The organism is Lactobacillus kimbladii, assembly GCF_000970755.1.
Taxonomy (GTDB): domain Bacteria; phylum Bacillota; class Bacilli; order Lactobacillales; family Lactobacillaceae; genus Lactobacillus; species Lactobacillus kimbladii.
In genome coordinates, this window is sequence record NZ_KQ034007.1 from 103,668 (window position 1) to 129,383 (window position 25,716).

At 36.4% G+C, this 25,716-nt stretch carries 30 protein-coding genes and 1 other annotated feature; of the genes, 20 read left to right on the forward strand and 10 right to left on the reverse strand.

Translation table 11 applies throughout. The features are described from left to right. Positions 1-88: 88 nt before the first annotated feature. Positions 89-721: a DNA-3-methyladenine glycosylase gene (locus JF75_RS00950; RefSeq protein WP_046331470.1), complete on the reverse strand. Its 633-nt coding sequence runs from the start codon at positions 719-721 to the stop codon at positions 89-91. A gap of 44 nt (positions 722-765) precedes the next feature. Here JF75_RS00950 and JF75_RS00955 point away from each other — a divergent pair, with 44 nt between their 5' ends. After that, positions 766-1,125, forward strand: coding sequence for a DUF488 domain-containing protein (locus JF75_RS00955; RefSeq protein ID WP_046331471.1), 360 nt, complete (start codon positions 766-768; stop codon positions 1,123-1,125). Here the strand turns inward: JF75_RS00955 and JF75_RS00960 are convergent. The 3 genes from JF75_RS00960 to asnA form a co-directional block, all read right to left on the reverse strand. Further along, entirely contained in the window at positions 1,120-1,899 is a 780-nt protein-coding gene (locus JF75_RS00960; protein ID WP_046331472.1) for a TerC family protein, read from the reverse strand. The two genes, JF75_RS00955 and JF75_RS00960, sit on opposite strands and share 6 nt — an antisense overlap. A 126-nt stretch (positions 1,900-2,025) precedes the next feature. Then, positions 2,026-2,730, reverse strand: coding sequence for an NAD-dependent protein deacylase (locus JF75_RS00965; RefSeq protein WP_141639301.1), 705 nt, complete (start codon positions 2,728-2,730; stop codon positions 2,026-2,028). Positions 2,731-2,856: 126 nt separating this feature from the next. Further along, positions 2,857-3,870, reverse strand: a complete 1,014-nt coding sequence (asnA, locus tag JF75_RS00970) for an aspartate--ammonia ligase (protein WP_046331473.1) — start codon at positions 3,868-3,870, stop codon at positions 2,857-2,859. A gap of 60 nt (positions 3,871-3,930) precedes the next feature. Next, positions 3,931-4,172 (reverse strand) — a binding site (T-box leader). A 122-nt stretch (positions 4,173-4,294) separates the two neighbouring features. Here asnA and JF75_RS00975 point away from each other — a divergent pair. Continuing rightward, entirely contained in the window at positions 4,295-4,771 is a 477-nt protein-coding gene (locus JF75_RS00975) for a hypothetical protein (protein ID WP_046331474.1), read from the forward strand. Positions 4,772-4,802: 31 nt separating this feature from the next. Here the strand turns inward: JF75_RS00975 and JF75_RS00980 are convergent, their stop codons facing one another. Next, positions 4,803-5,105 (reverse strand): nucleoside triphosphate pyrophosphohydrolase, encoded by a 303-nt coding sequence (locus tag JF75_RS00980; RefSeq protein ID WP_046331475.1) that lies wholly within the window; start codon positions 5,103-5,105, stop codon positions 4,803-4,805. Between the two features lie 137 nt (positions 5,106-5,242). Here JF75_RS00980 and JF75_RS00985 point away from each other — a divergent pair, with 137 nt between their 5' ends. After that, positions 5,243-5,884: a nitroreductase family protein gene (locus tag JF75_RS00985; RefSeq protein ID WP_046331476.1), complete on the forward strand. Its 642-nt coding sequence runs from the start codon at positions 5,243-5,245 to the stop codon at positions 5,882-5,884. A gap of 52 nt (positions 5,885-5,936) precedes the next feature. Here JF75_RS00985 and cls read toward each other — a convergent pair whose 3' ends face one another. Together cls and JF75_RS00995 are read right to left on the reverse strand one after the other, a co-directional pair. After that, entirely contained in the window at positions 5,937-7,394 is a 1,458-nt protein-coding gene (gene cls, locus JF75_RS00990) for a cardiolipin synthase (protein WP_046331477.1), read from the reverse strand. Between the two features lie 22 nt (positions 7,395-7,416). Continuing rightward, the gene (locus JF75_RS00995; RefSeq protein WP_046331478.1) at positions 7,417-8,349 is read right to left on the reverse strand and encodes an alpha/beta hydrolase; all 933 of its coding nucleotides are present in this window, start codon (positions 8,347-8,349) and stop codon (positions 7,417-7,419) included. Between the two features lie 70 nt (positions 8,350-8,419). On the opposite strand from JF75_RS00995, the gene JF75_RS01000 reads away from it, so the two are divergent. Further along, positions 8,420-9,220, forward strand: a complete 801-nt coding sequence (locus JF75_RS01000; RefSeq protein WP_046331479.1) for a ribonuclease H family protein — start codon at positions 8,420-8,422, stop codon at positions 9,218-9,220. Here JF75_RS01000 and JF75_RS01005 read toward each other — a convergent pair whose 3' ends face one another. Beyond that, positions 9,221-10,138 carry a DUF1002 domain-containing protein gene (locus JF75_RS01005; RefSeq protein WP_046332886.1) on the reverse strand — a complete coding sequence of 306 codons (918 nt, stop codon included), beginning with the start codon at positions 10,136-10,138 and terminating at the stop codon, positions 9,221-9,223. 189 nt (positions 10,139-10,327) lie between these two features. Between JF75_RS01005 and JF75_RS01010 the strand changes: the two genes are divergently transcribed. The 8 genes from JF75_RS01010 (at position 10,328) to JF75_RS01045 (ending at position 16,898) form a co-directional block, all read left to right on the forward strand. Next, positions 10,328-11,173: a glycosyltransferase family A protein gene (locus JF75_RS01010; protein WP_046331480.1), complete on the forward strand. Its 846-nt coding sequence runs from the start codon at positions 10,328-10,330 to the stop codon at positions 11,171-11,173. After that, positions 11,170-11,826: an alpha/beta fold hydrolase gene (locus JF75_RS01015; protein WP_046331481.1), complete on the forward strand. Its 657-nt coding sequence runs from the start codon at positions 11,170-11,172 to the stop codon at positions 11,824-11,826. Before JF75_RS01010 ends, JF75_RS01015 begins: the two co-directional genes overlap by 4 nt. 158 nt (positions 11,827-11,984) lie before the next feature. Next, complete coding sequence (locus JF75_RS01020; protein ID WP_045927416.1) at positions 11,985-12,965, forward strand: ribose-phosphate diphosphokinase; 981 nt, start codon at positions 11,985-11,987, stop codon at positions 12,963-12,965. Positions 12,966-13,105: 140 nt separating this feature from the next. Then, a complete protein-coding gene (locus JF75_RS01025) occupies positions 13,106-13,789 on the forward strand; it encodes a TetR/AcrR family transcriptional regulator (RefSeq protein ID WP_046331482.1) in 684 nt (227 codons plus the stop codon). An 11-nt stretch (positions 13,790-13,800) separates the two neighbouring features. Continuing rightward, positions 13,801-14,631 (forward strand): hypothetical protein, encoded by an 831-nt coding sequence (locus JF75_RS01030; RefSeq protein ID WP_046331483.1) that lies wholly within the window; start codon positions 13,801-13,803, stop codon positions 14,629-14,631. A gap of 46 nt (positions 14,632-14,677) precedes the next feature. After that, positions 14,678-15,151, forward strand: coding sequence for a nucleoside 2-deoxyribosyltransferase (locus JF75_RS01035; RefSeq protein WP_045927419.1), 474 nt, complete (start codon positions 14,678-14,680; stop codon positions 15,149-15,151). A gap of 236 nt (positions 15,152-15,387) precedes the next feature. Further along, positions 15,388-15,978: a type IV toxin-antitoxin system AbiEi family antitoxin domain-containing protein gene (locus tag JF75_RS01040; RefSeq protein WP_046331484.1), complete on the forward strand. Its 591-nt coding sequence runs from the start codon at positions 15,388-15,390 to the stop codon at positions 15,976-15,978. A gap of 2 nt (positions 15,979-15,980) precedes the next feature. Beyond that, positions 15,981-16,898 carry a nucleotidyl transferase AbiEii/AbiGii toxin family protein gene (locus JF75_RS01045; protein WP_046331485.1) on the forward strand — a complete coding sequence of 306 codons (918 nt, stop codon included), beginning with the start codon at positions 15,981-15,983 and terminating at the stop codon, positions 16,896-16,898. A 67-nt stretch (positions 16,899-16,965) separates the two neighbouring features. On the opposite strand, the gene JF75_RS01050 is transcribed toward JF75_RS01045, so the two are convergent. Further along, positions 16,966-17,964, reverse strand: a complete 999-nt coding sequence (locus JF75_RS01050; protein WP_046332887.1) for a CAP domain-containing protein — start codon at positions 17,962-17,964, stop codon at positions 16,966-16,968. A gap of 133 nt (positions 17,965-18,097) precedes the next feature. Between JF75_RS01050 and JF75_RS01055 the strand changes: the two genes are divergently transcribed. The 8 genes from JF75_RS01055 to JF75_RS01090 all read left to right on the forward strand — a co-directional run bounded on the left by JF75_RS01055 (position 18,098) and on the right by JF75_RS01090 (position 25,154). Continuing rightward, the gene (locus tag JF75_RS01055; protein WP_245190697.1) at positions 18,098-19,135 is read left to right on the forward strand and encodes a helveticin J family class III bacteriocin; all 1,038 of its coding nucleotides are present in this window, start codon (positions 18,098-18,100) and stop codon (positions 19,133-19,135) included. A 153-nt stretch (positions 19,136-19,288) separates the two neighbouring features. Then, positions 19,289-20,374: a D-alanine--D-alanine ligase family protein gene (locus JF75_RS01060; RefSeq protein WP_046331487.1), complete on the forward strand. Its 1,086-nt coding sequence runs from the start codon at positions 19,289-19,291 to the stop codon at positions 20,372-20,374. Between the two features lie 26 nt (positions 20,375-20,400). Next, a complete protein-coding gene (locus JF75_RS01065; RefSeq protein ID WP_046331488.1) occupies positions 20,401-21,180 on the forward strand; it encodes a MerR family transcriptional regulator in 780 nt (259 codons plus the stop codon). 133 nt (positions 21,181-21,313) lie between these two features. Next, positions 21,314-22,429, forward strand: a complete 1,116-nt coding sequence (locus tag JF75_RS01070; RefSeq protein ID WP_046331489.1) for a YibE/F family protein — start codon at positions 21,314-21,316, stop codon at positions 22,427-22,429. Next, positions 22,426-23,196, forward strand: a complete 771-nt coding sequence (locus JF75_RS01075) for a YibE/F family protein (RefSeq protein ID WP_046331490.1) — start codon at positions 22,426-22,428, stop codon at positions 23,194-23,196. Before JF75_RS01070 ends, JF75_RS01075 begins: the two co-directional genes overlap by 4 nt. Beyond that, positions 23,183-24,001: an alpha/beta hydrolase gene (locus JF75_RS01080; RefSeq protein ID WP_046331491.1), complete on the forward strand. Its 819-nt coding sequence runs from the start codon at positions 23,183-23,185 to the stop codon at positions 23,999-24,001. The genes JF75_RS01075 and JF75_RS01080 overlap by 14 nt, the downstream gene beginning before the upstream one ends. Positions 24,002-24,178: 177 nt before the next feature. Further along, on the forward strand, positions 24,179-24,442 hold the full coding sequence (locus JF75_RS01085; RefSeq protein WP_046331492.1) for a hypothetical protein: 264 nt from the start codon (positions 24,179-24,181) through the stop codon (positions 24,440-24,442). Between the two features lie 181 nt (positions 24,443-24,623). Further along, positions 24,624-25,154 (forward strand): hypothetical protein, encoded by a 531-nt coding sequence (locus JF75_RS01090; RefSeq protein WP_046331493.1) that lies wholly within the window; start codon positions 24,624-24,626, stop codon positions 25,152-25,154. Between the two features lie 91 nt (positions 25,155-25,245). Here JF75_RS01090 and JF75_RS01095 read toward each other — a convergent pair whose 3' ends face one another. Then, positions 25,246-25,611: an aggregation-promoting factor C-terminal-like domain-containing protein gene (locus tag JF75_RS01095; protein WP_046331494.1), complete on the reverse strand. Its 366-nt coding sequence runs from the start codon at positions 25,609-25,611 to the stop codon at positions 25,246-25,248. Positions 25,612-25,716: the final 105 nt, after the last annotated feature.

Genomic DNA, 25,716 nt, shown 5'->3' on the forward strand with positions numbered 1-25,716 from the left:
ACTTGTCAATAATTTTATTTAAAAAATATTTTATAATTATCTCATTTATTATCTTTTACTATTTTAAAAGGGCACGGTGATCCTGTTCTCACTGCCAGCCATTATCTGTCTGATAAGCGCTCTTTTTCATTCTAGAAACATAGGGATTACCTGCTACATAATAACGTAATTCTTTGTTAGCCCATTCTAATTCGGATTGACTCACGCCAATTCTGGCACTGGTTTTAATTTCCTTAGCCCACTTTTTATGATTATCATCTAAATCAATTTTAAATGGGGAGTCAGATAAGAAGTGTAAATTCCATTTTTTATCGTGAATACCAAAAGCCTGCATCATTTTCGCAGGACCATTAGTTAAAAGCACCCCATTTTTGTCGGCACGATTTTTAATCATCTGCTCTATGCCCCAGACTGGTTCGATGGCTCTAATTAAAACTCCTTGCGGCTCATTATATTCTTGTGTTGCAACATCGAAAAAGAAATACTGTCTTTGGGCGTAAATGTAGATAGTTCCACCTTTACGATAAAGACCCTCATTAGCCGGACTGCGATGACCGCCATAAGAATGTGCTGCTCGGTCTTTAACGCCTAAGTAAGCTTCAGCCTCTACAATATAGCCACCCATTATATTCTGGCCATCATTATATGTTAATGGTCTGCCAATCAAATCTTTAGTAATGGCAGCAGTTGATTTATTAGAGAAATAAGTTGAATAATTCATTTTTTCTTCCGTGTAGTAAACTTAAACTAAAAGGAGATATTATCATGACAAAGATAAAATTAGTGCGCATTTACGATCATGAGCAGCCTGCTGGCTACCGCATTTTAGTTGATCGGCTTTGGCCACGAGGCAAAAGTAAAAAAGATGCAAATATAGATGAATGGGCAAAAGAAATTGGTCCCGGCAACGAATTGCGTAAGTGGTTCAATCACGATGATACTAAATATTCTGAATTTAGGCAAAAGTACATCGCTGAATTAGAACACAATCCTGTGACTGCCAATTTTGTCGCCCAGGTTAAAGCTGAGCTTGCAGAACAAGATGTTCTTTTTCTTTATGGCGCTAAAAACAAAGAGCACAACCAGGCAGTTGTGCTCAAAGAATACGTTGAACAAAGACTATAATTTGCCTCTTTCCCTTTTTGCTCGTAGAAAGTGAAAAACGATGGTTAAGATCAGAATACCGAACACGATTATGGCAAAGGTCGTATTAGGCAGTTCGTAATGTAGCGGAGGCAGAGACAATAAAAGTTTAAGAGCAATGATAGCAATTAAAACGTAAGCCATCGGTTGCAGTTCAGGAATAATGTCCATCAATTTGATGATGATTTCGGCGACGCCCCGCATACACAAGATACCTATCATGCCACCAATTAACACCACTACCGGATTACTGGAAACCGCTAGGGCAGCTAGTACGGAATCAATTGAAAAAACGATATCCATTGCTTCAATTGAAATAACGGTCCGCCAGAAAAGCGACAAAAAATGTTTGCCCTTTTTAGGGGTATGCTTAGTAAATTTTGCACTTTCAATCTTTGCGCTAGCAGCAGCCTTTTGGGGATGCCTTTGGTCGTAGAAAAATTTGAAAGACAGATAGAAAAGATAAAGGCTGCCGGCTAGTTTAATTTCCCAAAAATTGATTAGATAAGTACCGATTCCAATCACAATGAAACGAAAAATATATGCGCCCCAAAGACCATAAAATAATGACTTTTCCTGTTGTTTCTTGTCAGGCAAAACCTTGGTTTGAGCTGCCAAAACAACTGCATTATCAACAGAAAGCAAGCATTCCATCAGAATCAGGGTTAAGATAACGAGCCAGTCTTTGCCACTGGTTAGTACGTGAATCCAATTACTTCCACTGAAAAAGGGAGCATACATTTTAAAAATTGCCATTTAAAAGCTCTTTTCTAGTTCAGAATTATTTTTAATTACTGTGTCGTATTTTAGCACAAGTAATTTATAGCATCCGGGTAAAAAAGCAATTCTGATGGTTTAAAGGGCTTTCTTTTTAAAAACTAGTTAAAGCTGTTTAAAAACATCTAGTGCATCCGCAATAATGGAGGAAATTCCTTCTGCTGGAATGGCAGTTTTATTAATTGCCCAAACTTTAGCTCCAGACTGCCTGTAAGATAAAAGCTGGGCAAAAGGGTACACGACGAAACTGGTGCCTGAAATAATTACGAGGTCAGAATTTTGCATTGCATTGACAGATTTGGCTAAACTGTCTCCGTTAATGGCTTCACCGTATAAAACAATTTCCGGTCTGATAATACCGCCACAATTTTCATGCTGGTAAGATTTGGCGTATTCAGCGTATGAAACTGGTTTATGGCACTTAGTGCAGTAAATATTATAAAGACAGCCATGAAATTCGGTCACGTGTTTATTGCCGGCTTTGGTATCCAAGCCATCAACATTTTGTGTAATTAGATCGCCTTTTTCGTTGCAAATCTCGGCAATTTTCTGGTGTATTTCATTTGGCTTGGCTTCAGGGAAATACATATTATCCATCACAAATTTGTAGAAGAATTCTGGTCGCTGATAAAGCGTTTCTTCACTTAGAATTGTTTCCGGACTTTCAGAGACGCCATCATAAATACCGTTTTTAGAGCGGTAATCAGGAATACCGGAATGAGTTGAAACTCCGGCACCAGTCAGAAAAGTAATGTGGCGTGCCTGATCAATATCATTTTTTAACTCAGCTATTTCATTTGCATCAATCATAATTTTGCCTTTCTTAAAACTAATTCTGCTACTGCTAGTTTACTACAAGATTTTGTCTAACATATAGGGTTATTGCAATAAAAAACCATGCAGTTTCTTTTTAACTGTATGGCTTTTCTTCATTTATTATAGAATTTGAATGTCATGTTCTTTGCATTTAGTAATCATATCGTGAGGCCAGACACTGGCTTGAACTTCACCGATATGAGCTTTGCCAAGCAAAAGCATACATAAGCGAGATTGACCAATTCCACCACCAATGGTATAAGGTAATTCTCCATCAAGCAACATGCGGTGAAATTCCAGTTTTTCACGATCAAGGCAATCAGCCTTCTTCAGTTGTTCGTGCAGGCTTTCAGGACTAACGCGAATCCCCATCGAAGAAATTTCGATTTTTTGCTTTAACGGTTCATACCAGAAAATCAGGTCACCGTTTAATTGCCAGTCATCATAATCGGGTGCACGACCATCGTGTGGCTTGCTGCTTCTCTTCAGTTTGTCGCCGACTTTCATTATAAAGACAGCCTTTTCTTCAGCAGTTATTTTGTTTTCTCTTTCTTCAGGGCTGATGTCCGGCCAGCGATCTTCTAATTCTTGTGTAGTAATAAAGTAAAGTTTTTCTGGCAAACGGTAAGTAGAAGCAGGATAGCGGAAAGCACAGCCAGCTTCAATTTCTTTAATTGCAGCAAAAATCTTGGTAACGGTACTTTTAAGAGTTTCTATCGTTCTCTCCTCTTTGGCAATGATTTTTTCCCAATCCCATTGGTCAACATAAATTGAATGAAAGTTATCTAAATCTTCATCGCGGCGAATGGCGTTCATGTTAGTAAAAAGTCCTTCATGCATGCTAAAGCCATATTTCTTCAGTGCCATTCTTTTCCATTTGGCAAGTGAATGCACTATTTCGAGTGTGTCATCTGTTGGTAAATCCTTGGCATCAAAAGCAACTGGACGCTCAACGCCATTTAAGTTATCATTAAGCCCAGTATGCTTTTCGACGAACAGGGGGGCAGACATTCGTTGTAAATGTAATTTTTTAGCTAAAACCTTTTGAAATTCTTCACGAATATAAACAATTGCTGCTTCGGTATCGCGAATTGTGAGAGTTGGATGATAATCTTCCGGTAAAATTAAAGTCATTGTTTTGACCTCCTGTAAATTTAAGGAAAAGAAAAAGCCCTTTGTCCCGTTTTTAATAAAAACAAGGACGAAAGGCTTTTTCCGCGGTACCACCTTAATTGCCCACATTCTGGGCCAACTCATGAAGCACTATCATGCTTTACCAGCGTGGTAACGTACTGGAGACGACACAACCTACTTTTACAAAAATTTCAGCGTGCTGCTAAAAGTGTTTTTCAATAACCCAGGGTCTAACGGTTTTCCACTATCACCGATTCACTTAAAGAGGTAAGTTATCTACTCGTCTTTTTCATTGCATTTAATTTGATAATAATTTAATCATGATTTTAATAAAAATGCAAGTAAAATATCATTAATGTTGAATAAAATATCTAACGTCTGTCAATCTGTTATAATAGATGAAAATACAATTGAGGAGAGTTATATGGTAGTTTTTTATCTAATTTTGGATGCCTTGCTTCTAGGCTACACTTGTTATAGTTGGTACTGGCAGGCAAATGTTGACTTAAAGGGACATTATCGCTCGTCTTCAGTTATTTGGGCCGTAATTTTTATTTGGATCGGCTTTGCCTGGCAATTAATTGAAAAGGGCGATCCGGGTCTTAGTATTTTCTTGGCAATCTTCTTGTTGATTGGTATTATTGACGGTTTTACGGGTCTCGCACCTAAAAGAGCTGTTGTTTCTGGTTACTTTCGGCGGACCGTCTCGTACTCAGAGATTGCGATGGTCACTTTAATAAAGGTGCCTAATCCTAAGAAAAAGCAGGTAATTTGTATTTTAACAACCCAAAAGAACAGACAATATTACCTTCGTTTTTCATACGGCGTAGCACAAATTGTCGAAGCACTTAAAAATCATATACACCATGATATTCGAATTGAAATTCAAGATATTTTTTAAGCCACACGTTAACGTGGCTTTTTTAATGAACTTATTTTTCTTCCCAATTCATTTCCAGATATTTGGTAAAGCCGCCCTTAAGGGCGCGCTTTTCTTTTACTTGTTTTAAAAAGGTAGCTTGATCAACATTTTTAAAGTTGAGGTAGGCTAAGATGACTTCGTAAACGTCACCTAATTCTTCAATTAAATTAGTTTTAGTTTTAGCAGCAAGAACTTCATTAGTTTCTTCAATTAATTTTTGCTTTAAAGCCGGTTCTCTTTCTGCGGGAGCAAGTTCACGGTAAGTAGCATAGTGTGCAAATTCTGGTATTTTATCTCTGACTAATTTTTTCATTTTGATGATCCTTTCTTACTAGTATTATTTTAAATTTTATTATACTGCTAATTTTTTCGAAAATTATGTGAAAATGATAACAAGATGTAGTAAAATTAACATAGTAGAGATATATTTATATTAGAAAGTGTGAAAATATGCGTAATAACGATTTTAATGACGTTGTACAAAACCGTCATTCTGTACGTCACTTTGATAAAAGTGTCAAAATTCCGCGTTCAGAATTTAAAGAAATGTTTGAAGAAACAGTAACTGCTCCTTCCGGTTGCAATTTACAAGGTTGGCATTTTGAAGTAGCAGACACCCCGGAAACTATTGCCAAAGTTAAGAAATACATGCTGAGATTTAACGATCCCCAGATGGACAGCTGTGCTGCAGTTGTGCAAGTCTTTGCCGATGTTTATGCTTATAAAAAGTATCGTGAAAATTGGTCTAAGGAATATGAGACAGGCAACATCACTAAGGAAAAATTAGACGAAGTCTTAAGAACCTTTTTGCCATCTTATGAAAATGGCACATATTATTCTTGTGCAATTGATTCCATTAGGTCTTGTTCACTTGCTGCTATGCAGTTTATGCTTGTTGCTCGCAATCATGGTTACGACACTAACCCAATTGCTGGCTATGACGAGTCTAAAATCGCCAGAACCTTTAACTTAGAGCCAAAACGCTACTTACCAGTAATGGCAATAGTAATTGGCAAGAGCAATGAAACTGAAGAAACTATGGCTAAAACAACTCGCTATCCAGCTGAAACTGTTTATCACTTTGCAGAATAAATAGTAATAGCGAATTTTAAAAGCCTCCCAAAAGTGGGAGGCTTTTTAGCTGCTACAAAATTGGCGAAAGCATCCGTGAAAAGCTTTGCAAAATTTTAAGCCAGCGACCCTGTTTGGCAATATCTTCAGGGGTTAATAATGATGAAACTTTCATATCATCTTCAAATGATTTTGCGACTTCACGGGTGAAATTTTTATCATAAAAAACGGCAATATCTTCAAAGTTAAGGTCATATGAGCGATAATCCTGATTCATTGATCCCACAGTAGAAAAGGTATCGTCAACTACAATTGTTTTAGCATGAATAAATCCTTTATTGTAAATATAAATTTTAATACCATAACGGGATAATTCATTAGCATACCATTGTGTAGCGCGATAAATAAATGGGTGGTCGGGTTTACACGGTATCATAATTCGTAAGTCTACTCCTGACTGGGCAATTGTTTGCAAAGTTGCAAACATCGCGTCGTCAGGAATTAAATACGGTGTTTGAATCCAGAGACGTTTTTTTGCTAAAGACATTAGCCGCATAATACCATTACGCATATTGGCATTATAGCGATCAGGTCCGTCTGAAACTATTTGCGTTGCTACATCACCAGCATGAATCTCATTTTCATCCAAGTTAGGAAAAAGGATAGTATTGAAAGCAATGACTTGGTTTTCTTTTTGAATTGAAGCGTTCCAATCCATGACAAATCGCTCTTGCAATAGTAAAGAAGCAGATCCGACAATCCGCACCTGACTGTCACGCCAATAACCAAATTTTTTCTTGCGACTCAGGTACTGGTCACCGATATTAAAGCCGCCAGTCCAAGAAGTTTTACCGTCAACTACCACAATTTTACGGTGCAAATGGTAGTTAATCCGATACCGCGTAATCATGTTCCGTGAGGTAATAAAGGGCAGGACTACGCCGCCAGCTTTTCTTAACTGATCAAACCAGGCCTTGGTTGCACCCATTGAACCCCAGGCATCATAGAGCAAACGAACAGATACGCCTTCTTGGGCTTTTTTAATCAGCAAATCAAGAAAGTCGTTGCCAATATCGTCATTATAAAAGGTATAAAATTCAACATTCACTGATTGTTTGGCATTTTTAATATCAGCCATCATGTCATGAAACATAATTTTGCCATCGGTATAGAGCTTAACATGATTGTTTTTGCTCAAAGGTGACTCGCCATCATGATCAAAAAAGTGCACCACCATTTGGGCTCTGTTTGAGGTATCAGATGCGCTGATTTTTTTAGGTGCAGCAGTAATTGATTTTTGCACATTCCGCAACCCAATATGATGCTGCTTGTTAATGGCAAAAATATTTTCCTGTGAAATTCCCCGACCAAAAAAGCCGTAAATGATCATCCCTAAAACTGGAAAAACCAGCAGAATAATCAACCAAGCCCAAGTTGTTGAGACAGAGCGTCTTCTATGAAAGACAATGTAAAAGGCCAATATAGTATTGGTAATAATGATGATACGTCCTATGTCGCGGAGCAGAATCACACGTGTTTCCTCCAAAATTAAATTATTTTTTAAGACCAATAAACTTATCAATAATGTCGATGACAAATGGGTTATCGTGCATCCAGCTGTGTTCAGCGTATTTCTTTCCGCGAATTTCAACTTCATGATAAGATTTGGCATAAGGTGCCAGAATATAGCGGATGCTTTTAGCAGAAGTGACGGAAATAAACTTGTCACTGTTGGTATTGTCCAAAACATTACCATAAATATTTAATACTGAAATATTGGGATTAAACCGTTTGCGTCTGAACAAGAGGTAAAGATAATGCAAATTTACCACAGCTGGACGACCTTTTTGGTTAAAGGCGTTAACGTTAGGGATGTCTCCCAAATAAACTACACCATCAAAAGGTCCCGCGATGAAGGCACATTTGACTAAATGAGGGAAGTTTTTCTTTCGGTATTCATGCATTTCGGTTCGTACTATGCAGGGACAGGCCAAAGAATGTGCTATTGCCGAATAGTGTGAAAAGTGGTACTTTTGAGCTAGAAATGGTAATGTGAAACGCAGGTAGTAGTCAATTGCATACACACCAACGAGCCGCTGGCGAAAAACAACCTGCACAATTGGATTAGGATCACCAGTCCAAGTGCCTTCTAGCTTAAAGTTACCCAGTAAATCAGCAGTAACTTTGAGATATTTGGGATTGCCTTTATCAGCAAGTGCCTGCTTAACCATTACCTTTGTAGTATAGTCACCGCCACGAAAGCCATGAAAATATATGATAGGTACTTGTTCAAAATCGCCATTTTTTGGTTCGATTGTGGCATTGTCTTCAATCCTTTTTTTATGTAAACGCAAGAAAACACGAGTAGGAGCAAAAGTTGCCAAGACAGCCAAGAAAAGCATGCTTAGTCTGCTAGGTTCCTTTGCAAGGTCGCGTTTGTGGTTTTTCTCCACTTCTTCCTTGTATTTTTTAGTATTGAAGAACATATTACCACCTTAAAAAATAGAACTACTTATATTTTAGCATTGACTGAAAATTTTAGTGATAGGGGAGCATATGAAATTTTATGCAGTAAAAAAGGGCCGCAAGCCAGGTGTTTATCGCACTTGGGAAGATGCCCGAAAACAAGTTGAAGGCTATTCTGGTGCCGAATACAAATCTTTTCCCAAAATAACTGATGCCACTGAGTATTTAGCTTGGGATCGCGAAACTGTTCATCAAGTCTTTCAAAAAGATGAGGACTCATTACAAAAAGCAATTGCCAAGATTCAAAAAGAAAGTCGCAAAATTAAGCAAAATCCTGCTACAACAACTTCTGTCCCAAAGCCTAAGGCGCTAAACAGGGTTAATAAGTCTAATCCATCCGATTTTTTTGCCACAATTTATACTGACGGGGGTACCCGCAATACCGGTAACTTTAAGGGCGGTCATGTGCGTGCGACTGACAAGGCTGCCTGGGCTTATCTAATTGAATGGCAAGAAGATGGCCAACAAAAGTCTACTTATGATTCAAATGGAGAGTTTGGTGCGACTAATAACAAGATGGAACTAACAGCTTTAATAGAAGCACTCAAAAAATTGCTCGAGTTGGGTTTTAACGAAAAACCATTATTATTTGTACTGGATTCACAATACGTTTTAAATCCAATTACTAAAGGCTGGCTTGAAAATTGGAAAAAACGGGGCTGGACCAAAAGTACAAAAGGTGCAATTGCCAACCTTGAGTGTTGGCAGGAGCTGGACCAGCTTTTAGATAAATTTTCTCAAGCTAAATTCGAATGGACCAAAGGGCATGCCCAAAATCGCGGTAATGAATTTGTCGATCATACATTAAACAAATTCATGGACCAAATGTGATCAATTAAAAGTAGCCACAATTAGGCCACTAAAAAGGTGGCTGAAAAATGAAGTGATATTATGCCAAATTTGTTCAAACCAGTTACGATTTTCTGGGGTATTGATTTTATCAAAGATTCCTTTGGCGTTCTTCTTAATGTTTTTGGATAAAGCATCAGCTTGGTCCTTAAATTTGTGATTTTTTAAAGCACCGGAATCACGTACCTCAATTAAGACGTTAATAATCTGTTGCTTTTGATTATTATTAATAACGTCACCAAGATGATTAATATTAATTTGGTTGTTTACAATATCATGAATTTGACTATCTGACACATTGTTGCCAATTTTACCCATTTCCTGTTTAGCGCCTGCAACTGCATTATTTAATTGGGCATCGCTATAACCGCTTTTATCCTTATTTTCCTTGGTAATTTTACTTAAGGTGTTCATTTCGTCTTGGGCTGCGTTTACTTGGTTTTGATTTAAATTTTCTCCGGTTTTGTTATAGGCAGCATAAACACCGGCTAGAGCACCGGAACCATCAATTGGCACGGCACTGGTAACATAAATATTGGCATCAGAGATGCCTGCAGTTAAAGCCGCATTTTTATATTGATTAGCTGTAATTGTTGTGATATTATTACGCCCCTGGTAGTCAAGGATGTGGACGTTGATGCCACTACCTTGTGCTTCTTTTTCAATCATGGCACTGGACCAGACGCCAGAGTGAGTTGTAAAGTTCGACCCAGAAGGATTAAGATATTTGACCAAATCTTCACCGGTGATGGTAGTTGTTTGGTAGCTGCTGCCATTTAGTGGTTCACTGAGGGTTTTTAGCGTACCACTTCTTTGGGAAGCGGTTAAAGAAGTTCCAAGACAAACAACTGGTAATTCATCTGCCTTAACAGTTTGTGTAATAGTATCGCACATGAGCATACCAAAAAATAACAGTGTAATAATAGTTGAAAATGTTTTTGCTTTTTTCATAAAATAATTAACTCCTTTTGACTGTTCTTAATTATACTAAATGCTAAAAGCAAAAGGTTAAATAATAGTTATGTACTACTTACTTTACGTTATTTTTAATATTTAAGATGGTATAATAACAAGTTAAAGGAGGAAGCTATGATTCAGCAACCTGAATTAACTGTCATTATGCCTGTTTACAATGTCGAAAGATATTTAGAGCGGGCACTTGATCATTTGGCTAAGCAAGATGATCCCAATTTTAAGTTGTTAATTGTCAATGATGGTTCAACGGATAATACTAGAAAAATAGCAGAAAGCTATCGTGAAAAATTCCGGTACTTTAAGATAATAAACAAGCATAATGGTGGCCTGTCTGATGCACGCAATGTCGGTATTGCCAACGTTGATACGCCTTATTTTACATTTCATGATGGTGATGACTGGGTGGATTCTGATTATACAGCATTTTTTGTAAATGCTTTTCACAACCATCCTGATGCAGCAATGGTTTCCTGTGGCTTTTGGCTTGATTATGAAAACAAACAAGGTTCAATTCCTGTTACCAAAAAAGTCGTGCGTGGCATGAAAGGCAAGGCTCGAACTTATCAATTAATCAGTAATCCGTTTGGCTCTTTATGTGATAATCATTGCCTAGCTACTCCAGTTAAAGGCTATACCTGGAACAAGGGCTATAAATTATCAGTCGTGCGGCAGAATCATCTTCACTTCATGGAAAATTTAGCTTTTATGGAAGATCAGATATTTAATGTGCAATATTTGGCTTTAACAGAAGGTTTTTATTGTGATAGCAAGCCTATCTACCATTATTGGCAGCGTAAGGACAGCATGGTTCATCACTTTAACGCAAAAATGATTCCTGATAATTTTAAGGCTAACTATATTATTGCTAAGATCATTATTCGTAGTTTGTGGCATGAACATAAGAAAGAAAAAAGTTCTAATCAAAATTTGTTAGAAGCTAGCGAAAGAGACCAAAGATGAGAGAAAAAGTTAATGGTAACGAGCTTTATTATAGTAAGTTAGGCAAGGGTGATCCGCTACTTTTATTACACGGACACCATTTAGATGGCGGCATGTTTGACCAAATTGTTGCTCCGCTTTCTCTTTACTATACGGTTTATGTTCTGGATATGCGAGGCCATGGCCTCAGTCAGGGAGAGCCTGCCGAGCACTATCAAACTGAAGTTGAAGATCTGGCTGCTTTTATTAAGCAGGTGAATATCAGGGGCTGCTATTGTTTTGGCTTTGATGCCGGCGGTTTGGTAGCAATGATGCTTGCAAGTCAGGATCAAAATATCTTTAAGAAGCTCATGGTAGCAGGTGTCTTTGTGAATGGCAATGGTATCAAATCATATCATTATTTGACTGAAGGCTTTCTGCGTTTCTTGCGCATGAACCGTGATAGTAAGGTGGAATTATCAGAAAGTTTCATGTCTGTTGACAGTTTGAAGGCAATCAAGATACCGACTTATTGTGTCGTGGGAGAAAAAGACTGGGTTAAAGTAGAACATGTTCGCTGGTACAGTCAAATTATTCCTCAAGGACAGCTTCTGATTATGCCTAGACAAAAGCATGAAAGTTACGCCGTAAGGAGTTTCAAATTGCTAAACTTAATGGAAGACTTTTTTAAATAGTTTATTTAATTCAAGAATACTTTTGCTTCAAATTTAATATTTAACAGCCGATAATAGCTTCGGCTTTTTGTTTGAAATTATTACTTTTCTAGGCACTAAGGACTTTTTTGGTTATAATAGACTTGCAAAGATTGTAATTTTTAAAAAACGAGGTAGTCATGAACAAGGAAGAACTTCTTCAAATATTGCACCCAATGAAGCTGATTGGGTTAGGCGGAAATCCCGCATTAAATGAGAAAATTGCACAAATCTTGAAAAAGCCGTTAATTGAAACCGCTGTGCAACATTTTAGTGACGGTGAAATTCAAGTTAATATTGGCGAAAGTGTCAGAGGATGTGACGTTTTCGTTATTCAGTCAATTCAGGATCCCGTAAATGAAAACTTTATGGAACTGGAAATTGTTTTAGATGCATTGCATCGTGCTTCAGCACACAGAATCAATGTGGTAGTGCCATACCTGGCTTATTCACGTTCAGATACCAAAACTCGTTCGCGGGAACCAATAACTGCTAAACTCATAGCTAATTTATTACAGATTACTGGTCTGGATCACTTAATTGCTCTTGATTTACATGCTTCGCAAATTCAAGGCTTTTATAATGTGCCAGTTGATCATCTGCATGCTATGCCACTTTTAGCACAATACTTTATTGATAACGGTATTGCTACCAAAGAAGAAGACGATATTGTGGTTGTTTCTCCAGATCATTCTGGAGCTAAACTAGCTCGTAATTTTGGTCAGTGCTTTGATGCTCCAATTGCGATTGTTGATCAGCGCCGTGCACGTTATGACGCAGATGTACATGACATGATTGGTGATGTTAAAGACAAAAAATGTATTATTGTAGATGATTTAATTGATACGGGATCACGTATTTCTTCTTCAACTAAGTCAGTTCTAGCGGCAGGCGCCAAGAAAGTTTATGTTGCTTCCACACACGCATTATTATCACAAAATGCAACTGAAGTTCTGAATGAGTTGCCAATTGAACAGATAGTGGTAACTGATACAATTAAACACAGTCATTATCCAGATAGAATGGTTCGTATTTCAGTAGATTTACTTTTGGCGCGGGGAATTAATTATGTATATAATGACCGTTCAATGCATTTGTTAAGTGAAAGTAAATTAAAGTAATTACATATGAAACGGCTTGCTTTTAGTGTATGTTTCTTTAGTAAAAACTATCAGCCAATAATATACCAGTGCCTTTTTGTTTATTTATTCTATATCATTGGTATAATTAAGGCAAAATATATAGGAGCTGAGAAAACATTATGGCACGACGTAAAAATTATAAAAGAAGACGTACAATTTTAAGTAATACTTTTCACTTAATTAGAGAAAATGGTATGGACAGTGTTTCATTTCAAATGATTGCAGAAAAGTCTGGCATCTCCAAATCATTACTGCAGTCATATTATCCACATAAATCAAACTTGATTACTGATGTAGTTCGGAACATTCTCAATACACTAGACAAGCAAGTGCAAAAGTTTAGTGTTAATAAAGAAGACGAAGTATGTGCTCGCACCAAAGCTTTTATTTATGCAATTGAAATGCTGGGAATTTATGATGAAGGTCTTAAACGTATTATTACTGAGGTGTTTAAGAGTAATGAATCACTAGATTTTTGGAGTAAAACTATCAACGATTGGTTGAAAGAAAAGCAGTTGTTTGATCACTTTGACTTTGATCCCAAAGAAGTTCGGATGGGAATTGCCTTTGCCGTAACTGGTGTGAGTCGTCTTTATTATGATAATAAAGAATATGAAGTTTCTCCAGAAGAAATAGCTGATTATGGCACCAAAGCATTCATGTACAGTTTTTTACATTCCTCAAGACCAACTATCGAAAGGGCGCTTAAAGAGGGTCATGAGATTATTGAATCTACTGATATTAAGACCATTCATCATGCAATAGATACGATGTTTGATGAAGACAAGGAGATTGTCTGTTAGAAAGGAAAAATATGGCAAATGGCGCGCGAGATGGTTTGCACAGAATAAGTCAGGAACAGAACAACCAATACAAACAGATTCTGTCCTTTATTATCTTTCTGATTGTATCGCTAACCATGATTACCGCGACTTTCCTTAATCCCCTTTTTATGAAGGGACAAATTAGAAACAGTAGTAATGAGGCTGTAGTAGTTAGGCAAATAAACATGCATTTTGATGCACTAGCAGAAACAATTGGAGCTAATAAAAATGGGAATGCCAATCTGCTAACTACTAAGCAAACTCAACCAATTGCTGATCATATTATTGACTATACCCTTGGGAGACCCTGGTTCAAGTTCAGTAATATGAAATTGGCTAAGCAAATTTTACATGACATTGATTTGAACATTGATCAAGGTGCATCGAGTGATGCCCAGTTAGTACAAGAAAAATTAAAGGAGCAGGAAAATAATGCTCCGTTTGATGTAATTGATACTTTTAATCTGAATACAATTACTCTTGGGAGTAATATTGCTTTTATCTTATTAATCGTTAATGTAATTATACTGATAATGTCTGTTATTAGTTTACGTTCATTAATAAGTGATATGAAGATATTTTTAAATTCAAAAATGCTGACTCACGAAATCACCGCATCTGGTATGTGGGCAGGTTTTTGGTTAATATTAATTGCAGGCATATTGGCTATTATTCCCGTAATTTTTAATGTTGAAGGTTTGGCTGTATTAGGCTATGTGTTAGAAATAAGCAGTAGTATTTTTCTGGACTTTGTCATTGTTGGAGTTGTTCTCTATATATTAAGTGCAATTCCATGGGAAATTAGTTCTCCAAACAATTAGACTCTCTGCTTTAAAACAATTAATCGTTTTTTCAAAGGAAATTTAGATGAAAATTTATTTTGCAAATGCTCTGTTTTCACAAGCAGAAATTAATTATAACGCTCAACTGGCAGCCAAAATTCGTCAAATAGATGATGCAATTGATTTGTATTTGCCTCAGGAAAACGCATCAATTAATGATAAACAGGCTTATGCTGATTCTAAAATGATTGCTCAAGCCGATACTGAAAAGCTGCTTAATAGCGATTTAATGATTGCTGTTCTTGACGGCCTCAGCATTGATAATGGGGTAGCTAGTGAAATAGGTGTAGCTTATGCAAAAGAAATCCCGATAATTGGTTTATATACAGATACTCGCCAGCAGGGTGCTACTAACCAAAAGAAGTTACAAGCTTTAACCCAGATTGCCGAAAACCAATTTCATTATGTCAACTTGTATACTACTGGTCTAATTAAACTTAATGGCACCATTGTTAATAATGAAAAAGATTTATTAGCTGCCGTAGCCAACTATATTTAAAATTAACTCAGTTCACATAATAACTATTTAAGGATGTAGTTATCTCTCTAAGAAGGGATACTAATTTTTAAAATAAAAACCATATTTCACTTAAGTTTGATATGAACCCTAAAATTATGACAAATTTGGGGGTCATACCATTTTGAAATATGGATTTTATTTATTTAATTTTATCTATATTTTACCCCATTGTAGTTGATGATGGGGTAAAATATAGATAAAAGGATGTGAATAAAATGACTAATAAATCTGAATTTGAAAATTTGTTAAAGCAAAATAATTATGTACTGTCTAGAAAACAACTTACAAAGAAAAACTATTCAGGACAACAAATTAAAAGTTACATTAGAGACAACATGTTGATTTTAATTGATAAAGGGATTTATGGCAGCCCAAATCATTTAGAAGATGCTTTTTATACTATTCAGCTGAGACTCAAGAAAGGAATAATTTCGTTGAACTCTGCTCTTTATTTATTTGGTTTGAGTGATCGTGTTCCAGATAAAATTGAGCTTACTTTTCCGAGAGGATATAAAAATTCGAAATTAAAAGAACAAATTGTGCCCCATCAGCAAGTACCTCAAATGTATAATTTGGGTATAGAAATAGTAAAAACTCCTAATGGAAATAATGTTAGGGTTTATTCTATTGATCGAACTATGGCAGAAATATTACGCCCACAAAATCACGTTGATCCTGAAATAATAAATAAGGCATATAAGCAGTATTTAAAACAGCCAAATAAAAATATTGCTAAATTGCTGTACTTTGCAAGAAAATTCAATACTGTTAAGAAAGTTCAGGAATACATAGAAATATTGCTATAAAAATGAATGATAAATTTCGAAACTTTACTAATAATCAACAAATGATAGCTCATATACGTAAACTGGCAAAAGATAATAAAACATCTACACAGGTGATTTTAGAGGAGTTTACTTTAGATGATTTTGTAAGAAGAATAGCTAAATCAAAATATAAAAATAATTTAATCCTAAAGGGTGGATTTTTGCTGTCAAGCTTAATTGGTATTAATAACAGAACGACAGAAGATATTGATACAGATATTAAAGGAAAAGATTTGACTTCTTCCGAAGCAACAAAAATGGTTGATGAAATTTGCAATATTATTCCAAGTAAAAATGACCCAATTGAAATTAAAAGAGTTGGTAATGTACAAAAGATACATGAAGGAGCTGAATATGTTGGGTACCGAGTTCATTTACTGGGTACTCTTTATAAAAAATCTAAGGCCAATATCAAAATAGATATTTCTACCGGTGATATCATAACCCCTAAAGAAATCAAATATGAATATAATTCTTTGATCGATAACAGTCCAATAAAAATTTATGCTTATAATAATGAAACTATAATTGCCCAAAAACTAGAAACAGTATTTAGTCGCAGTATTGTCAATACTCGAATGAAAGACTATTATGACATATATATGTTAAACAAGCTTAGAAAGCAAACAGATTATAAAAAACTAAAGCTGGACTTATCCTTAACTAGAACTGCTTTAGAAAATACTGCTAATTCAAGGAACAGCTTTAATGAGATTTTTGAAAAAGTAAATAAAGAAAATTATTCATGGCAAATTACATTAGATTACATAAAAAGTAGTAAAGCAATGCGAGACAAATGGGAAAATTATATCCACCAAAAAGCTTATGCCCGAAAGATAAACTTTCAAGACACTTTGAATGCAATCGAAGAACTTATGTTGGAACTTTTTGTTAATTAATTTTTTCACTCATCTAATAATGAAAATTCACGGTTGTTATAGGACACTTCATTCTAGATGTTTTTTATTATTCTGTTGACTTGTTTTGAAGTTGAAACAGTTTGAAACTATAATTGGTTAAGCCCGTGATTTTTACTTCATATTCATGTCCAACCATTAGCGGCATTGAGCCGGGATAGTAGGTAATAATAGTTTCAAAATTGCCATAGCCTGTATGACTATAATTACGTACATTTTCTGCTTGATAAGTTACACCAGTATCTTTATCAGTAATGGTAATTTTTGGTGTGCCTGCATAAATTTTATTAGAGAAATAAATTGACCAGGCGATATTTTGACCTTGTAAAAGCTCAATGGGAAAGACGCCCCTATTGGGATAAGTTACGGTTTCTCGACTGGGAGTACGAAAGACATCAGCAGGGTTAAAAACTTTTTGCACAGAATAACGATAACCATTTTTGCCGTAAGCAGCACCTGCGCCTGTCCTAGTTAAGCGCGTTGATAGCAGCCATGCACGGTGACCGGTGTCAGCACCGGTCAAGTTGTACCGATCTGTAATTAAGTCAGTGATAACTTCACCTGCAGTCTGATCACTGGTATTGAAATTAAGGTTGGCCTTGCTAGAAATGTTGCGGGCTAATTGCCAAGTAGTTTTATTAATTATTTTCGGCCTTTTTTCGTAAGGCAAATTATGCTGATTGACCATCGGGTTAGCATCGAGAGCGGCTAAAACGGCAGCAGTTTTTTGCGCTGCAATATTATCTTGAAAATTTTCTTTAACAGGAGTCAAATTGAATAACTTTCTATAATAGTTTGTATATGCCAATTGACTGTCAAGGTAGTCCGGCACAAGTGTGCCCGCCTTAAATTTATTTTTAAACCGCGGCTTGTTTAAATAAAGGTTATTATGGTTATAAGTAGTGTTATCAAGTTGTGCATATTCCTGCTGCAAACGACTCACTTCCTTCATTTCACTTGGAGTAAGTTCTGCAGCGAAAACTTGCGTATTGCTAAAAGGAAAAATGAAAAGCAAACAGAAGAGGGCAGTGTAAAATTTTTTTATCATTTAAGATGCTCTCCTTTCTTTAGCCTAAATTATAAGGCAAAATAAAACTGAGTAGAATTTAATTTTAAAAATAATAATTATATTTAATAAATTGATTGAGTTTTTGGAAAAATTTAGTGAGGAAATGACAGTCTTGGCTAATGAGGAAAAGATGCAGGCAGCACAAAACGTCAAAATTAGTTTATTAAGCAAGTTAGACGACTGGGATGGGGTAACTGGACCAGTAGATAAGGACTTGCGCCAAGTGGTAGTGCAGAAAACCAGCATTATTGACGGCTATACTTATGTTTTGCAACACGTAGCAGGAGACAACTTTGTTTATCGCGGTCAAAATGGTAATAATGTCTCTTTTAATAAGCAAATTCCTGTTTTGCATTTAGCCGGAAATGCTGCAGGTCATACTCAAACACTGGAGTATGCTGGAAGGCCAGGACAGTGGTTCGTAGGCACAAAGCCAAACGACTTAAATCCCACCTGGTCTACTTGGTCTAAACAAATTGCACTCATAAAAATTCCGCATTATTTTAGGATCACAGCTAATACCAAAATGCAACCACGATTATCAAATTTAAATTATGCGGGAGCTGATTTGGGCATAGGCTGTGCAGGCAATCAATTTGCCCGGGTAGAAGCTGCAGTTTCACCAGATTTGCGTTATTTTCTGCTCGCTTATGGTGATAACGACTATACTGGTTATTTTGCACTCTATTATTTAGCTGAAATTAATAAGGCGCTTGATGAAGCTGCAACTGCAAGCAAATACGTTGATATCAGAACAATAAACAGTTTAGCCGCCTTTAAAATACCACAATTTTCTGGACGAGTCGGCTTAATTGGTTCGCTGCAAGGTTTTGCCATTGATAATAACCGCACAATCTATGTTTCCAGTCAATTTGCGGACGACAAGCTAGGTCAAAATAGAAAAATTGTTAAAATTCCTTGGGGAGCAGTTGATCCTGCTTTTTGGGAGTTGGTAAATTTAGCTAATGAAAGTAAACTGGAAATTCCGGGCTATTATACTGAGCTTGAGGGCATTCAACTAGTTGCAGCTAATGACCTTTATTTAACCGTAGCCTATCATCAGTCCCTTGATCCCGCCAATTTGGGCAAACATCCAACCAAAATCAATCAACTTTATGAAATAACTTGGAAATCGAATAGCAATTTTTAATATAGTGTAAATTTTTGCTTTATGATTTTGCTTTATACAAGACTTTTTGCTTATAATAAAAAATATTCCTAAAAAATTGTCTAATTTACAGTTCTTCGGGTTTTTCTTGCCGTATAATTAAAAGTTAGAAACAATGACTAAGAGGTAAAAATAATGACTAAGAAAACACAAGTTGGTTTAATTTTTGGTGGTAATTCATCCGAATATGAAGTCTCAATTATGTCCGGCCACAACATTTATAATGCGATCGATCAAAATAAGTTTGACGTCCATCCAATTTGGATTACCAATGATGGTTATTTAGCCAGTGAAGAGGACTCCTTTAAAGTCTTAAAGGATCCAAAATATACTATTGAGAATCCGCATGAAGTGGCCAACATTTCAAATTTAATTCAACTGAAGAATTTACCGGAAATTGATGTTTTCTTTCCGATTGTGCACGGCAATTTAGGTGAAGACGGCTGTTTGCAAGGACTGTTCAGAATTTTAAACAAGCCTTTTGTTGGTGACGACGTGCTGGCTTCTGCCGTGACCATGGATAAGGAATTTACTAAAATTTTGGCACAGCGCGTTGGTGTGCCCGTGGCTGATTGGATAGCAATTAAGCGTTTTGAATATGAAGATGCTAATAATGCTAAACGTGATTATGACAAAGTGAGTTCTAAACTGGGCAGTGATCTTTTTGTTAAACCGTCTAATCAAGGCTCTTCAGTTGGTGTGCATCATGTGACTAATAAAGAAGAATTTGCTCAAGCTCTGGCTGATGCTTTTAGATATGATGATAAGGTCTTAATTGAAGAAACCATTCACGGTACAGAAGTTGAAACTGCTGTTTTAGGCAATGACAAACCGATCGTTTCCGGTGTAGGACAAATTATTAATGCGGCGGGTACTTTTTACAGTTATGAAAATAAATACGACGATGATTCCACCACTACTTTGCAAATCCCTGCCAAATTACCTCAAGAAATTGTAGATAAGGTAAGAGCAAACGCCTTAAAAGTTTATCAAGTCACAGAATGTAGTGGCTTAGCTCGGGTTGATTCCACTTTGCGTGAAAGTGATCAGCAGGTGATCTTGACGGAAGTTAATGCCTTGCCTGGGTTTACCAATATTAGTATGTATCCTAAACTTTTTGAAGAAGCAGGAATTTCTTATTCTGAACTAATTACTCGTTTAATTGTCAAGGCGCAGGAGCGTTTTGATCATAAGAAAAATTTGTTACACAAAATTGGTTAATTTGGTTGTGCTGGGGAGTATATCTAATGAACAAAGATAAGCATAATTTTGAAGAATTAACCGCGCCTTCTGCGACGGCTAAAAAATTACACATTAGTGTTGCCACTTTACGTAAATATTCTTTGATTGTAGAAAAGGTTACTGGTAAATCGGATTACTATGCACGGACTAAGCAAAATGCACGTTTATATAGCAAGCAGGATGTGCAGGACCTCCAAGACTTTCACCAATTAGCGCAAGATAATGGCTTGACTTTGCAAGAGGCTGCTCAACAAGTTTTTGCTGTTACTGATAAAAAAGACAGATCGCAGCATAAGGATGCCGGTAAAAAGCAGGAGGTAATGTCTACTTCTCAGATGGTGAAATTGCTGAATGCTTTGCAACAAACCATTGGGCAGCAGAATACAGCACTGAGCAACTTGCAAAAGCAATTGGATCAGATTGAAAAGCAGAATAAAGAGCTGCTCAAAGAGCAAAAGCAATTACAGCAGCCTGCAGCTAAAAAAACTAGTGCTGAAGAAGATTTCAGCGTGTTACCGGATATTTCAGGAATTGTTACCGATAACGGTGATGACATAACTGATGTGCAGGAAATGCCAGAGACGAAGCCTCTAACCGCAGCCGAAAAGCGGGCTCAGGTGGCGCAGGATGAAGGAAAATCAAGTGAACAGATGCATGAAGAGATTTTGGCTAAAGCTAAGGAAAATGCTGAAAAAAGTGCAAACGCCAATGCCCACCGCACGTTAGCGGATATGCAGATCGAACCGGAAAAAACACATTGGTGGCAGCGGTTCTTAGATATGTAGACACATAAAAAGCGACTTTTGGTTAAAAGTCGTTTTTATAATATTTAAATTTTACAAATTTAGCTTAAAATTAATGTCTGATAACTGTTTTTAAGTTACAGTAGGTAAGTATAAATCGATTGGAATGATTTGATTGAAAAAAATTAAAAAACGCTACTTATTTGCGGTATTAATAGCAGTTGTAGGGTTAATTTTAACTACCTGCACCTATTTTGCAACAGATATTTATTCTAAAAATGATGTAGCTGTGGTTACTGACAGTAAAATCAAGGATACTTTAGAAGAAAAAAGTACGGATGTCTATGGTAATAAAGATGAAACCAGAAAACAGGTTCTCCATTTAAAAGTCTTGTCTGGTGAATTCAAGGGTCAAACCTTTCAGACTATCAACATGTATTATCCCTCACAGTTAGTCACACAAAAGTTTCGTGCAGGTCAGCGATTATTTGTAAGTGTCAAACACGGTGAACCGGTTATTCAGGATCCTAAACGAGACTGGGTTTTAGTGTTGGCAATGACAGTAATGTCCACGCTAATGGTGGCAGTCTCAGGTAAAAAGTCGTTTGGTTTAATTGCATCAATGATACTCAGCTGGGTAATTTTCTACCTTGTGATTATGCTTGATATTAAACTAAATGGCTCTTATATCGTTCTACTCTTTGGTTTAGCTGATATTGTTTTTTCATTCTTTAGTTTATTAGTTGTCCAAGGCTTTAACCGCAAGATGCTGGCAACGTGGTTGGCGACAATTTTAGGCACTTTTGTTTCTTTTGCACTGTGTTACTTGATCATGCGTTTGACAGGAGAATCGGAAATTAAATACGAAACAGGAGATTATGCGACGCAGGATCCTCGTGGCATCTTTTTAGCACAAACTTTACTGGGTATTTTAGGAGCAGTGATGGACGAAGCCACCGATATTATTTCCAGTCTTTACGAATTGATTCAAACTAAGGCTGATTTAACAGCCAAGCAGTTAATTCACAGCGGGCGCACAATGGGACAGGAAATCATGGGACCACTGATTAACGTTTTGGTATTAATCTTTATGTCAGAAGAATTGCCAATGACGATTATCTATTTGCGGGATAACAACAGCTTGCGTTCCACTTTTGGCTTCACCCTTTCCCTCGGTGTCACTCAAAGTATCATTTCCGCAATTGGGATTGTTTTAACGGTGGTCTTTGCCACGGGTTGCAGCCTGCTGTTTTTAGAAGAAAAAAAGCGGAAAGCGGGGATTAAAAAATGAGTACCTTAACTGCCTTACTAATTGTGCTAGCAATCTTGATGACTGTTGTTGGCGGTGAAACAGGGATTCGCAGTTTCTTTAGTGTTTTAATCAATACTTTCTTATTAATTTTAGTTGCTATTCTGATTTCCTGGGGGATTAATATTCCACTTCTGATTTTAATTTTTGTCCCGTTAAAGCTGGTAACCATTATTTTCTTAGGAACGCATGATTATCAAGTTGCTAAAAACTCTTTTTATTCTTCACTAATTGTGTGTCTGGCAACTAGTGTAATAATTCTGGGTTTTGAATGGTTGGCGCAAGCTGCCGGGCTTGGACCCGAAGCAGGTGAAATTTTGGTGGGTTTGTCCCAAATGCCAGGGTTAAGTTATCCTTTAATTGCAGTGGCGGTAGCGATCTTTTCCACGCTGGGTGCTGTAGCCGAATCTGCTGTTGCTATGAGTTCAGGACTTTTAGAAATCAAAAAGCATAATCCGGAAATATCATATGAGGAACTCAAAGCCAGTGGAGCCAAAATCGGCAACGATGTCCTAGGGACTGCTATGAATACCATTTTATTTGGGATGTTTGGCAGCTTTCTTTCATTATTCTTATGGTATATTCGCTTGAATTATACGTTAGGTGAGGTATTAAACGAAAAAATGTTTGTCAATGAGGCTTTGATTATAATGTACTCTCTAATTGGTGTATTATTAACAGTACCATTAGCAACAACATTTTTAGCTAGAAATATGGTAAAAGTGGGGGAAGAAAATGAAGGTAAATGATTTAACGTTAACTAATTTTAACCAGCGCGAGTTCAACCTGCACACATACACCTTAGGTTCAATTGGTGAATTGGCAACTCCAAAACATCCTTTGGCAATTGTAGTTCCAGGTGGCAGTTTTGACCATTTGTCAAAAAGAGAGGGCGAGCCGGTTGCTCTGGCTTTCAATAATTGCGGCTTTAACAGTGTGGTCATGGAGTATAACCTCGTTCAAGATGAAGGTGACATTTATCCGGATGCTGGGCTTGATGTCTTAAGCACTGTTAAATACTTTCGTGAGCATGCGCAAGAATACCAGATTAATCCTGATAAAATAGTCACAGTCGGCTTTTCTGCTGGTGGTCATGTTGTCAGTTTTGCCAACAGTATGGCTAATTCTGCTAAATATCAAAAAGAATTTGACTTTAAGAGTGCGGAAGTTCTGCCTAATAAGACTATTTTGGGTTATCCTTTAATTAATCTGACTAAAATTGGTTTTGACATTCCAGAAGATGAACAAGATAAAGTACCCCAAGATGAATTTATTAAGGATAGTTCATTAGGTGTAACTGCAAACACACCGGCAACTTTTATCTTCCATGCCTGGGATGATCCTATTGTTCTTGTAACCAATACGTTTGAATACGTGGAAGCCTTGCATAACAAGAAGGTTCCATGTGAAGCCCATATATTCAATCGTGGTGGTCACGGTTTTTCCTTAGCTCGTAAAGATATGGTGGTTAAGGGTAGAGAATGGCAGGAGAATCCGCATGCAGCCCACTGGTTTGAACTAGCGCAAGAATGGTTAACAAGTGAATGGCAATAAAAAGGAGTACGGATTCTGTACTTCTTTTTTGTTCGGATTTAGAAGATTTGATTATAAAATTATAATAATATTCATATTGGAAACAAAAAATTTAAATTATTTTAAGCAAAGGCCTTGCATTTATTTTTAAAGGGTATATAATGCTGGTATTTAAATCGAAAGAAAGGACATGATTTTTTGAAGTTAACGAAGATGAAAATTTTAACGGCAGTTAATGGCTTACTAACTCTAAGCAGTCTAATCATGTTATTCTTTGGATTATGCAATCAAGTTAATGAGTCAAAGAATCTGCTAGAAGAGGAACAGACAATTTCGCTGAACGATAATAATATGATTATTTTGGCAGCTGTAGTTGCTTTGATGGTCTTCGGCTATGCATTCTTTGCGACTTGGTTAAAAGGTGAACCCGCAAAGGCTCATTTATTAAGACACAGAGCGTAAGATGATTAGAAAAGCTGGACTGTACTTCAATGGTTGAAGTGCAGCCCAGCTTTTTTGTGTTTAGAATAATTCAGTTTTGCTAATCTGATATTTTAAATATTCAGTTGCTTGTTTAAGCGAAGATATTTATGATGAACATAAGTATTTGCACAATTAAGAACAAAGAAAAGGAAAATAATTAATGTGTCAGATAGAAGATGAAGTTTATGATCCGTTTTTACCTACTTTACTAATTTCTCTGCATGAGGAGTATGTCAAAGAAATTTTAACGGGTCAAAAAATAATTGAATACCGCAAGAGATTTTTTAAAGATAGTTTTCAAGCCTTTGTTTATACTACAGGCAATAATGGCGGAATTCAGTTATTTATCAAGTGCGCCCCTTTGATTCGTAACAATGCGACGACATTAGCTCAAATAGGCTGGGAAATTCAAAATGATGATTATGACGAAATTTATGACTATTTTATGCCTAAAGATGATGGTTGTATTATTCCAATTTTAAAATCTTGTGCTGTTAAAAAGATTTCACTTAACCAGTTGCGCACTGTTTTGCCCCAGGTTGTTATTCCGCAAAGATACCTGTTTTTAGATCGGCCTGATAAAAAAGACTTGCTCGACTTTTTATTAAGGCAAGAATATGATGATTTAATTGTTAACGAGTGGGATGAACGCTTTGCAAAAATTAGGCAAATAATTGAAGAGAATAAGTAACTTTAAAAGAAATAATTTCAAATAAAAACGCAACTTAACAATTAGTTAGGCTGCGTTTCTTAATGGGATATTTGTATTAAAGAGGTATCTTCTAATACCAGTGATGTGTTAGCCAGAAGTTCTTGGCGTTAACCCATGAACCATAACGACCGTAAACGTATGTGTCAGCGGTTCTTTCTTGGTTCTTCTTAGAATAATTACCGTTCAGGTAAGCAATATTTAATTGATATTTGCCATAACAAACACCGTTGCGCGCATAATAATTACCACCTGATTCACGCATGGCAATCCATCTCTTAGCTGCGCGTTCAGCTTTTGACTTCTTACGAGCGGCTTGTACTGTTTGTGTACACGAGTTATTATTATTTGTTTCTATATTTATAGCAGTGACAAAACTGAATGAAAGCGCCAGTGCTGTAATTAACTTAAGTATTAAACTTTTACTGTTCTTCAATATATTTCAATCCCCACAATTAACTGTATTAATTCTATGGATAATCATACACAGACAATGTGTCATTGTTGTTACAGAAAGAACACGCAACTCTTACAATATTTTTTA